This is a genomic window from Microcoleus sp. PH2017_05_CCC_O_A, assembly GCF_020738785.1.
Lineage (GTDB): Bacteria > Cyanobacteriota > Cyanobacteriia > Cyanobacteriales > Microcoleaceae > Microcoleus.
Window position 1 is genome coordinate 52,568 of the sequence record NZ_JAEQCB010000039.1, and the last position, 10,232, is coordinate 62,799.

General features: G+C 48.3%; 10 protein-coding genes. 6 read left to right on the forward strand and 4 right to left on the reverse strand.

Features of this window, described 5'->3' with window-relative positions; all coding sequences use genetic code 11:
* Positions 1 to 335: 335 nt before the first annotated feature.
* Entirely contained in the window at positions 336 to 695 is a 360-nt protein-coding gene (gene nirD / locus JGK20_RS11275; protein ID WP_293143783.1) for a nitrite reductase small subunit NirD, read from the forward strand.
* A 2-nt stretch (positions 696 to 697) separates the two neighbouring features.
* On the opposite strand, the gene JGK20_RS11280 is transcribed toward nirD, so the two are convergent.
* Positions 698 to 859, reverse strand: coding sequence for a hypothetical protein (locus JGK20_RS11280; RefSeq protein ID WP_293230463.1), 162 nt, complete (start codon positions 857 to 859; stop codon positions 698 to 700).
* Between the two features lie 173 nt (positions 860 to 1,032).
* Between JGK20_RS11280 and JGK20_RS11285 the strand changes: the two genes are divergently transcribed.
* Positions 1,033 to 3,126: a HEAT repeat domain-containing protein gene (locus tag JGK20_RS11285; RefSeq protein WP_293198962.1), complete on the forward strand. Its 2,094-nt coding sequence runs from the start codon at positions 1,033 to 1,035 to the stop codon at positions 3,124 to 3,126.
* A 115-nt stretch (positions 3,127 to 3,241) separates the two neighbouring features.
* Here the strand turns inward: JGK20_RS11285 and JGK20_RS11290 are convergent, their stop codons facing one another.
* On the reverse strand, positions 3,242 to 3,814 hold the full coding sequence (locus tag JGK20_RS11290; RefSeq protein WP_293230466.1) for a hypothetical protein: 573 nt from the start codon (positions 3,812 to 3,814) through the stop codon (positions 3,242 to 3,244).
* Positions 3,815 to 3,861: 47 nt separating this feature from the next.
* Between JGK20_RS11290 and JGK20_RS11295 the strand changes: the two genes are divergently transcribed.
* Positions 3,862 to 4,311 (forward strand): transposase, encoded by a 450-nt coding sequence (locus tag JGK20_RS11295; RefSeq protein ID WP_293186592.1) that lies wholly within the window; start codon positions 3,862 to 3,864, stop codon positions 4,309 to 4,311.
* 205 nt (positions 4,312 to 4,516) lie between these two features.
* Here JGK20_RS11295 and JGK20_RS11300 read toward each other — a convergent pair whose 3' ends face one another.
* Positions 4,517 to 6,244 (reverse strand): pentapeptide repeat-containing protein, encoded by a 1,728-nt coding sequence (locus JGK20_RS11300; protein WP_293186594.1) that lies wholly within the window; start codon positions 6,242 to 6,244, stop codon positions 4,517 to 4,519.
* Positions 6,245 to 6,552: 308 nt separating this feature from the next.
* Complete coding sequence (locus JGK20_RS11305; protein ID WP_293186595.1) at positions 6,553 to 6,969, reverse strand: hypothetical protein; 417 nt, start codon at positions 6,967 to 6,969, stop codon at positions 6,553 to 6,555.
* A 186-nt stretch (positions 6,970 to 7,155) separates the two neighbouring features.
* Here JGK20_RS11305 and JGK20_RS11310 point away from each other — a divergent pair, with 186 nt between their 5' ends.
* Genes JGK20_RS11310 through JGK20_RS11320 form a run of 3 tightly spaced genes read left to right on the forward strand, consistent with a single transcriptional unit; the run spans position 7,156 to position 9,349 of the window.
* Complete coding sequence (locus JGK20_RS11310) at positions 7,156 to 7,332, forward strand: hypothetical protein (protein WP_293186597.1); 177 nt, start codon at positions 7,156 to 7,158, stop codon at positions 7,330 to 7,332.
* Positions 7,333 to 7,361: 29 nt separating this feature from the next.
* Positions 7,362 to 9,131 (forward strand): S8 family peptidase, encoded by a 1,770-nt coding sequence (locus JGK20_RS11315; protein ID WP_293186599.1) that lies wholly within the window; start codon positions 7,362 to 7,364, stop codon positions 9,129 to 9,131.
* Positions 9,128 to 9,349 carry a hypothetical protein gene (locus JGK20_RS11320; protein WP_293186601.1) on the forward strand — a complete coding sequence of 74 codons (222 nt, stop codon included), beginning with the start codon at positions 9,128 to 9,130 and terminating at the stop codon, positions 9,347 to 9,349. The genes JGK20_RS11315 and JGK20_RS11320 overlap by 4 nt, the downstream gene beginning before the upstream one ends.
* Positions 9,350 to 10,232 lie beyond the last annotated feature (883 nt).

The window sequence follows — 10,232 nt, forward strand, 5'->3', positions numbered from 1 at the left end:
TCAACTTGAACTTAAACCTATTGTCAGCTTGATTGTTTTAGGCAAAGCCCCGGATCCCCCCTAACCCCCCTTAAAAAGGGGGGGACAGGAGTATTATCAAAATTCTCCTAACCCCATTAAAAAAAGGGAGGAACAGGAGTATTATCAAAGTTTCCTAACCCATTAAAAAAAGGGAGGAACAGGAGTATTATCTTGCATATTCCTTTTTTAGAGGGATTTGGGGGGAGCGAGGCTCCCAGACAAACGAGAGCGCTCGTAGGTTTTAGCCAATTGTTGATACGATGAAAGCCGTAGACTGGGAATGAGATTAGTCGTATTAAATTAACAGGAAAAAAATGGTTCAATCATTACAGGTTTCCGATACAGTAACAACTTGGGTAGATGTGTGCTCCCTGGATGCGATCGCCCCAAATACAGGAGTTTGCGCTTTGGTGGCTGGGGAACAAGTGGCTGTTTTCCGAGTGGGAAACGGGGATGAACTGTATGCTTTGAGCAATTACGACCCGTTTAGCAAGGCTTTTGTGTTGTCCCGAGGACTTGTGGGCGATCGCAGCGGCACTCTAAAAGTTGCTTCTCCGATTTACAAGCAGAATTTTAGCTTGGCTACTGGCCAGTGTTTGGACGATGAAACGGTAACAATTCCGACTTTTCGGGTTCGGGTTGCAGGCGATCGCGTCCAAGTAGCAGCTAGCTAGATTCAACGCCCCAATTGTTCGAGATCCATCCGCCAACACCCAACATTCCGATTCGGTGGTGGCGGATTTTGCATTGGGGCGCGATCGAGCCAGTAGTTTTGATATAAAATAGAGTCGATCGGCTGCATACTACAATCTGGATCGGACAGCGGTAGAAATCGCATCTACAGTCAAACTTTCGTCCGCCTGCACGGTGTAAAGAAGATAGCGTAATTTCAACCACTCGGTTTTCAATCCGCTATACAAGCGGGTTTTGTATCTATAGAAGCCGTTTCAACCGCGAGCGTCTTATTTCAGATTTTCAATCCAAACAAACTTTAGGGGGTAGGATATCACTATGTTATTAAAAAAACTTGTTGTCGAAAATAATCCCCAGACAGTGGCAGAGTTAATCGACGCACAACTCAAAACAGGTCAACTGACTGGGGCCGAACTCCAAACACAAGTTTTCGGCCAGCACTGGCGAGATGAATCTTTGCACGAATTCCTCCGAGAAATTGCAGCCAAGCTCGACAAAGAAACAGCGAGCGAAGTTATAGAATATTTGATAACTCAAAATGGTCAACAAGAAAAATTTATTAATTTATTTTTAGCAGCAGAATGCCTATCAAGAGTTAAAAATGGCATCAATGAAACAACAGAAAAAAAACTGTTAAACGCTTTAAAAAAGTTATCGCAATACGGTACGGTTTTTCTGATTCTTTATCAAAGCGCTGAAGAATTGCAGGAAACTTATCAAATTCGCTATCGATCGATCGCCGCGATCGCCCAAACTTGGAAAAACGACCCGCAAACCCTGCCTTGGCTCAAAATACTAGCACACTCCAGCGACAGCGGCGAAGTCCGCGCCACAGCAGTCAAAGCCATAGCCTGCGGTTGGCCTGACGAACCAGAAATTTACCTGATGCTCAAAAACCTCGCTAAATCCGATCGAAGCTGGGCAGTGCGATCGGCTGCAATCGAAGAAATGGCTTCTGGTTGGCCCTCTAACAGCGATACCTTGCCGCTGCTGGCGGTTCTGGCTCAGTCCGATCGCAGTCCCGCAGTCCGCACCTGCGCCCTGGAACAGTTGGCCTCTCGTTGGCCCGATCGCACAGATACCTTGCTGCTGCTGAGAACGGCCGCCGAATCCGACGAAAATTTGGGAGTGCGAGTCGTAGCGTGGCAAGAAATAGCCAGAGGTTGGCACAGCGTTTTAGGCACGGTGTCCCAGCTTCAAAACCTTGCCCAGACAGGAAGTTCTACCCTGCGAACAGTAGCGGTGCGGGAATTGGCAGCGGGTTGGCCCGCCGATGACGAGGTTTGCTTGCTGCTGAAAACCCTAGCCACCTCCGACAGCAACGAAGAAGTGCGAACAGCGGCGATCGAAGAATTGGCCTCGCGCTGGCCGGGCGAACCAGATATTTACCCGCTGCTGAAAAGTCTCGCCCAGTCCGACGCGAGTTCCACCGTCCGGCAGGCGGCAGTCCAAGGAATTGCCTCTGGCTGGCCATCTAAGCCCGAAACTCTGGCTTTTTTGCAAAATATAGCTACGAGCGATCTCGACGCCGAACTGCGCGAAATAGCCTTGCAACAAATTGCCTCCTGTTGGCCCGACAGCCCAGAGACACTGCCCCTGCTGCAAAAAATTGCGAACTCAGATGATTATTGGACTGTGCGGCAAGTGGTAGTAGTAGCCGCAGCCACCTTACCGTCAGCCAGTCTCGAAGTCTTTGAATGGTTGAAAATTCTGGCTGAATCAGACAGACACATCAACGTCCGAGAAACTGCGGTGGAACAGATAGCAAGAGGCTGGGGACACCGGGGCGAGACGCTGCCTTTTCTCAAACAACTGGCGGAGTCGGAGCCCAATTCTCACTTGCTGAGCGTGCTGGTGCGAGAAATAGCGCGGGGATGGCCGCAAGAGCCGGAAACCTTGTCTTGGTTGAAAATTCAGCTTGAGGCTGGGGATGAGGAGGTGCGTGAGGTGGCGGTGCAGGAACTCGCTCGCAATTGGCCCGATGGTGCTGAAACTTTGCGGATGTTGGAGGCTAAAGCAGAGGGCGATGAGAGTTCGGCTGTTAGGAAAATTGCTTTGCAAAAGTTAGCCCGGGGGCGGACAAATGAGTCTCAAACTTTTGAGTGGCTGAAAATTAGGGCCGAGCAGGATGATGATTCGCAGGTGCGGGCGATCGCTCTGGTAGAGTTAATTCGGGGATGGAAGGACGAACCGGGAATGTTTGAGTTTTTGCGCCACAGAGCTCTTACCGATGCCTACGATAGAACAGGTTCTTTTGCTTACAATCCCCGGTTTACAGCACTCGAAGCAATTATCGAACATTATCCCGAAAATGAGGAAACTTTGCGATTGGTGCGATCGCTCGCAGTTTCCGACGTAGACGAGCAAGTGCGGGCTTTAGCGGGCCGCCAACTGGCGAGTCAAGATTGGTAATTGGTTGGCTGGTGGAGGAATAGTGCGATCGGGCTATTTATAACGGTGCTCAGAAAGATGAGGTATGTTGTTGGGCTTGGGCCCTTCTTAGTTTAGTGGTTATATGAGCTGTCAGTTATACCTCATCTTTTTGAGAAAGGCTATATATTGATTTTGCCGCACGATTGATGTTGATTCTTGTACCGAATTGATGTTGATTTTTCCACGCGAGCGATGGGTATTTTTCCACGCGAGCGATGGGTATTTTTCCACGCGAGCGATGGGTATTTTTCCACGCGAGCGATGGGTATTTTTCGCGAGCGATGGGTATTTTTCCACGCGAGCGGGGACGCTCGCACTGTGGGATTTCCGACAATTTTTGTTGATTTTTGCTCGGGATTGGGCTATTCTTTCCCGCGAGCGGGGACGCTCGCACTGTGCAATTTCCGGCGATTTTTGCCAATTTTGATCCGCGAGCGATGGGTATTTTTTCACGCGAGCGGGGACGCTCGCACTGTAGGATTTCCGGCGATTTTTGCCAATTTTGATCCGCGAGCGATGGGTATTTTTCCACGCGAGCGGGGACGCTCGCACTGTAGGATTTCCAGCGATTTTTGCCAATTTTGATCCGCGAGCGATGGGTATTTTTCCACGCGAGCGGGGACGCTCGCACTGTAGGATTTCCGGCGATTTTTGCCAATTTTTCCACGCCGTCCCTGGCACTCAATCCAATTTGCAATTAAATGAGGTAAATCAATGTCATTGAAACAAGATTTTATTCAATTACCACTCCCCAAGAATATCCATTTTATAACATTCGTTACCTGGGAAAGACTAGAACTAACTCCACCGGCTCGACAAGTTGTTCTAGATTCTACCTTGCACTTTCACAACCAAAGATATCAACTATTCGCTGCCGTTATTATGCCAGATCACGTACATCTTTTGCTTCAGCCTTTTCCGAAGTCTGATTCTCAAGACTGGTCAATTGGAAGCTTGCTTCATAGTCTTAAAGGTTTCAGTTCAACCGAGATTCCTAAAGTAATGAAGCATATCGGTAAAGTTTGGCAAGATGGGCGACACGCGGAAATTATTAACAGCCACCAACATTTTATCAATACCTGGGAATATATTAAACAAAATCCTGTCAAAGCTAACTTATCAGATACACCTGAAAAATATCCTTTTTTCTGGGAAAACAGCTAATCTGACGACAAAAAGTGCTGTCCCCGCTCGCGGCCCGGGGTGAAACACGCGATCGCAAAAAAACAGTGCGAGCGTCCCCGCTCGCGGGCTTTCGAGAAACTCGCGGGCTTTTGTGTACGCAGAAACAGTGCGAGCGTCCCCGCTCGCGTGTACAATACGCGAGCTCCGGAAAGCACTCTAAATGCAAAACTGAGATGCTCCCTATTCATTCCCACAAAAGGGCGATCGCAAATCGCACCGCTTCCCCCATCATCGAACAGCGAATACTCGCCGACGCCGTTTTCTCCCACCTCAACAACTGTTCCCGAAAACCCGCGTCTTGCTTGGCCCGCTCCACGATCGCCTGACTGATTACTTTCTTCTGAATCTGCTCTGTCGGAACACCTTCCTGCTTCAAATAATCCAACAACCGCTGTACGCTTTCAGAGAATTTATCCGGCGTCTGAGACATCAAAATAAACGAAATTTGGCGCACCATTCGCTCGTAGATTTCCTGTCTTCTGAGCAACACCTCTTTTGGGAGCGGCCTTGGTGGCTGCGGTGTTGCTGACTCCTCCTGCGAACCGTTATCCGCAACAGCCAATCCCAGCAAAATCAAAATTTCAGCGCCCTTAGCTAAAACCTTTTCCAACATATCTGGATAAAGCGCCAATATGCGATCGCCCAAAATCTTACCATTCACCAAACGGTTCGCGCTCAGCCGCAGTAAATTTTGCTCTCGGGCAGACTCAAAAAATTGAATGTTCAACTGAAGTTCGCAACTCTCTAACTCCACCCGACGCACCGTAAACACCAAAGCCTCCCAATTAGGAAACTCACCAAAACACACCTCCACAATCGAACTTTCCTCGTGATACTGCTGTCCCAATTCCCCAGACTCAAAATCGCGATCGACCGGAAAGCGATTTGCCACAACTTTCGCAGTATAATCAAAGTCAGTAAAAACATAACGACAGTTAACTTTAGACAGCTCGACATCTTGAACCTGCCAATTTTGAATGCAGCACCCCGTAAGCTGCGCCCCCTCCAAATCCGTCCGAATTAAATGGCACTCAATCAAACAAGCTTCTCTTAAATCCGCTTCAGCCAACATCGAATCCACCAAATAAGCGCCGCTTAAATCAGCTTTCCGCAAATCAGCACTGCGTAAATTAGCCTCGCTCAAATCCGCCCGCAGCAAATACACTTCTTGCAAGTTAGCTCGCAGCAAAAGCGCCTGCTTAAAACTCGCTTTCAATAAATAAGCACCCGCCAGATTCGCTCGACTCAAATCAGCCCGATCCAGCACCGCCTCAGTCAAATCCGCCCCCGCCAGCACAGCTCGGTGCAAGTCAGCGCCCGTCAGATTTGCCGATCGCAAAATCGCACCATTCAAGTCAGCTTCAATCAAATTTGCACCGCTCAAAATTGCCGATCGCAAATTCGCTTCCACCAAATGCGCTTCCCGCAAATTAGCACCCGTCAAATTCGCACCAACAAGACTCGCGCGGTTGAGATTCGCCTCCATCAATTCCGCCCCCATCAACTGCGCGCCGTCGAGTTTAGCTTTTTCTAAATTAATTTGGTCAGATTTAACTCCTTGAAGATTAGCACCGCCCAAATCCGCCTCGCACAGCGCCGCCCAATTAAGATCTGCTGCTTCCAAACAACCAAGACGCAAATCTGCTTTCGCAAGATTTGCTCCGCTCAAATTTGCCCCAGTCAGATTCGCCCCAGCCATCCCCGCACTGCGGAGATCCGCGCGGCGCAAACAAGCCCCAATTAACTTAGCATTGCTCAAAAAACACCAGCTCAAATTAGCACCCGTCAAGTTAGCACCAGTTAAGTCTATTTCTCGAAGGTTGACACCGCTTAAACTAGCACCGCTGAGGTCAATATGAGCAAAGTTACGCTCTCCCTCTTGGTAGCGCTGTAAAAATTCCTGTATTTGCATTCGCAGGGGAAGGGGAAGGTAAAAAACAATTTATAGTCGGGTAAAATAACAGTTATCTCGTTTGTAGTGAGGACTTCAGTCCTCGGATTTTATGCGGACTGAAGTCCTCACTACAGGGAGCCTCTGAGTTTTGCATTTGTAGTGCGAGCGTCCCCGCTCGCGTGCTTTATAAAGCACGCGAGCGGGGACAGCACTGAAAGAAAAAATGCTTTTTGCAAAAATGAGATGCTCCCTCACTACAAACCTATTTGATTGCGAGCTATCTACCGGACATCAGAGGATTCAGAAATGGCATTGACTCTATAATCTTAGAGAAATCTCTGCAATTCCTGTTGCAAATACTTTGCCCATTTAGTTGCTAGAGGAACTTCTGTAAAAGGAACCTGCACCGCCGCAGTATCTTTTAACAGAAATTCTATGGCGATCGCTTTTCCAGAATTCGGCGGCGATTCTAAATCTACCACAGCACCGTTAACTAACAACCGCAGCGACTGCACATTTTTCAACGAAAAACTTTGCAAATTCACAGGGCCGCTGCGAGTAGGTTTCCCCCAAGTCAAACAGTCTTCTTGCTGACCGAGTACAGCATAAATATCGTATTTTGCCTTAGCGAATTGTTCCGCCCAGACGCGATACGCTTCTAGCTTTTGATACTCGTTCCATCCAGCCCAAGCCAGAGCAATAAAAAGTGCCAGCAGCGGCAGCCACATTAAACCTCTTTCCATGCAATATCCTTTTCATTCAGTTGACAGTTGACAGTTGACAGTTGACAGATGAGGGCGACCTCTACCTAAAAGGAAGAGGATTGGAGTAATGAATAGTTTTCTTTTAATTTATCCGGATCGGGGAGAGGCTTTAAACCAATTATTTCTGGTAAAAAATACTCCCGGTTTTGTTTGCCATCTCCTCTCATGATACAATTGATTGAACTCCTCAAACTTGCTCGGCAATTTAAACTAGAAATTATACCAATTTGCGATCGCACGGGCAGCCCCCACCACCACATACCAAAGGCCCGCCCGCGAGTTATCCAGCAGCCGCCACCCGTAAAACTGGCGATCGCACTGAAAATTGGGTTATTGTGGTGAACAAGCCTTCCCTAAACGGACGATCGGCCATGAAAAAGTTTTTCCTTTTGTGCTTATTTTTAATCGGGCTCGGCTGGGCGATTTCAAATTTCCCAGGACTGGCTACTCAAGGCACTTACGACTCGATTGTGCTGGATTTCCGCGAAGATATCGGTGCTGCCCAGATTGCCAAAGAAGTAAATGCGATCGCCCAACAGTACCAAATATCACCCCAACTCAACAGCGAATTCTCAACATCAGATAATGTGTATGTTGTCAAGGGCGATCGCACTTTGCTAAACGCCCTGAGAAAATCAAATTTGGCTAAAGATACCGAATACATTGAACCGAACTACGTATACAGCGCTTTCGAGATTCCCAACGACCCCATGTATACCAAGCAGTGGAATCTTCGCAGCATCAACGTAGAATCTGCCTGGAACGAAACCAAAGGCAGCGGTACAACAGTAGCGATAATTGACACCGGCATTACCCCCGTTGCCGACTTAAAAGAAACCAAATTTGTACCGGGCTACGACTTTGTAAACGATCGCGCCGAAGCCTACGATGACCACGGCCACGGTACTCACGTCGCAGGTACTGTCGCCCAATCAACTAACAACAACTACGGCGTCGCAGGCATCGCCTACGAAGCAGCTTTAATGCCGCTCAAAGTATTAGGCGGCAGCGGTGGCGGTACAGTTTCCGACATTGCCGAAGCAATTAAATTTGCAGCAGACAATGGCGCAGATGTCATCAACATGAGTTTAGGTGGCGGTGGCGAAAGTCAGTTAATGGAAGAGGCGATCGACTACGCCCACTCTAAAGGCGTTGTCATCATCGCAGCCGCAGGCAACTCCGGCGAAAGTTCCGCTTCCTATCCCGCCCGCTATCCCCACGTCATCGGCGTTTCTGCCCTCGGCCCCAACGAAGAAAAAGCCGATTATTCCAATTTCGGCGCCGGGGTTGACATTTCTGCCCCCGGTGGTTCTGAACTGGGCAAAATTCTCCAAAGTACGATCGACCCAGAAACAGGAAACGAAGTCTTTGAAGCCTACCAAGGCACCAGCATGGCTTCTCCCCACGTCGCCGGCGTAGCAGCCCTAATCAAAGCCTCCGGCATCACAGAACCAGACCAAATTCGCAGCATACTCTTGCAATCCTCGCGAAATGTCACAGAAGACCCCTTAAACCATTTTGGTTCGGGACATCTAGACGCAGGCGCAGCAGTTCAGCTAGCCCAGCGCGGACAAATCAACTTCCGCGACTTCTTCCGCTGGCTGCGCGACAACGGCTATCTCAGCCCCCGCTTCTGGATTGACGGCGGTGCAGTCGCCCTGTTGCCGAAAATTGCCATGGTGCTCGGTTCTTACCTGCTGGCTTTCATTTTGCGGAATTATTTCCCGTTCCAGTGGACTTGGGGCTTTTCCGGCGGCTTGATTGCTGGAAGTTCTGGCTTCTGTTTCCTCCGCAACTTGTTCGTATTTGACTTGCCGCAGTGGCCGATGAGAATCATGGGTAGTTCTATCCCCGAACTCGGCGGTGCAATTAACGGCAGCAGTATGCTGAATCCCTTATTTGCTAGCGTTTTAATTCCCGGGATTTTGATTGTTTTGCTGTTGGGACACAGAGAGTGGAAGTGGATCGCGATCGCAACTTCGATCGGCTTTGCTAGCTGTTTAGCAGTGAATGCTGTTCTCTCTCCCGCAGTTTGGGGATTGGGAACTGGTTTAGTAGCACAAACATTCTTGATTGTCAATGCTTTGTTGTGTTTTGGATTGGCACGTTTGGCTATTAAAACAGAGGCGCAGTCAGCATGAGTATTACAGTCAAAGGCGAAATTGAACGCAAAGGATTAGGCCCGGGCACTTGGGCTTTAATCGGCGAAGATGGGGAAACTTACGAACTTAAGGATGCTCCTTCTGAGTTGAAAAAAGCTGGTCTTAAAGTCAGCGTCAAAGGTGAAATCCGCAAGGATGTAATGACTTTTGCGATGATCGGCCCGGTGCTTGAGGTGCAGTCTTTCGATCTGTTGTAGGTCGATCGACTCGATCCAGCTTTCGATCAAAAAAAACCCCGGCCAAAATTGGCTGGGGTTTATTAATCAGGGTGCATCTACATAATTTAATCTCCGCTCCGACAGCACCACATTCAGGAAAATTTAGAAAATTTATTTCAGCAACTCGGTTTCTTCTCACATCTTGCACCATTCTCAAGAACGGGCAAGATGCCCGTTCCACAAAAGATGAATTTTCTTGTGGAACAGGCATCTTGCCTGTTCATAAAAAGGTAATTGAGAATGGTGCAAGATCTCAGTTTCTTTCAACATTTGTCGTAACCCAAGAGCAAAACTCCTAGAAACCGGGTTTCTGAGCTTATACTTCAGCCCTCAAACAGTCGCTACCTCTGGTTATATCTAATTTTTGCCAAAAAAAACCCGGCCAAAATTGGTCGGGAGTTAATTAATCAGGGTGCATCTACCAATTAAGCTTCCTCAGAATTCCAGCGCAATCCGGAAACTTACCTCAAATTTTTTCAGCATCAGCCTTAACACAAAAAAAACCCGGCCAAAATTGGTCGGGAGTTAATTAATCAGGGTGCATCTACTAATTTAGTCTCCGGCGCGACAGTACCTCGTTCCGGACAGTTTGGGAAATTAGTCAGAGTTGATGGCTTGATATCGTTTCCGGTTGTATCGGAATTATTTAACCGCAGAGAGCGCAGAGGACACAGAGAGAGAAGATGGAGATGAATACAGGGCTATGCAATCGGATTTGATCTGAGGTGCGATCGACAAAAAAAACTCCCGGGCCAAAATTGGTTGGGAGTTAATTAATCAGGGTGCATCTACTAATTTAGTCTCCGGTAGCACCGTACCTCTTTCGGGATAGTTTCGGAAATTTGCCAGAATTTGCTCATAA

Excerpts from the sequence above, each read along its gene's own strand:
- nirD (WP_293143783.1), top strand. The coding sequence starts at position 336 with ATGGTTCAATCATTACAGGTTTCCGATACAGTAACAACTTGGGTAGAT.
- JGK20_RS11280 (WP_293230463.1), bottom strand. The coding sequence starts at position 859 with ATGCGATTTCTACCGCTGTCCGATCCAGATTGTAGTATGCAGCCGATC.
- JGK20_RS11285 (WP_293198962.1), top strand. The coding sequence starts at position 1,033 with ATGTTATTAAAAAAACTTGTTGTCGAAAATAATCCCCAGACAGTGGCA.
- JGK20_RS11295 (WP_293186592.1), top strand. The coding sequence starts at position 3,862 with ATGTCATTGAAACAAGATTTTATTCAATTACCACTCCCCAAGAATATC.
- JGK20_RS11300 (WP_293186594.1), bottom strand. The coding sequence starts at position 6,244 with ATGCAAATACAGGAATTTTTACAGCGCTACCAAGAGGGAGAGCGTAAC.
- JGK20_RS11305 (WP_293186595.1), bottom strand. The coding sequence starts at position 6,969 with ATGGAAAGAGGTTTAATGTGGCTGCCGCTGCTGGCACTTTTTATTGCT.
- JGK20_RS11310 (WP_293186597.1), top strand. The coding sequence starts at position 7,156 with ATGATACAATTGATTGAACTCCTCAAACTTGCTCGGCAATTTAAACTA.
- JGK20_RS11315 (WP_293186599.1), top strand. The coding sequence starts at position 7,362 with ATGAAAAAGTTTTTCCTTTTGTGCTTATTTTTAATCGGGCTCGGCTGG.
- JGK20_RS11320 (WP_293186601.1), top strand. The coding sequence starts at position 9,128 with ATGAGTATTACAGTCAAAGGCGAAATTGAACGCAAAGGATTAGGCCCG.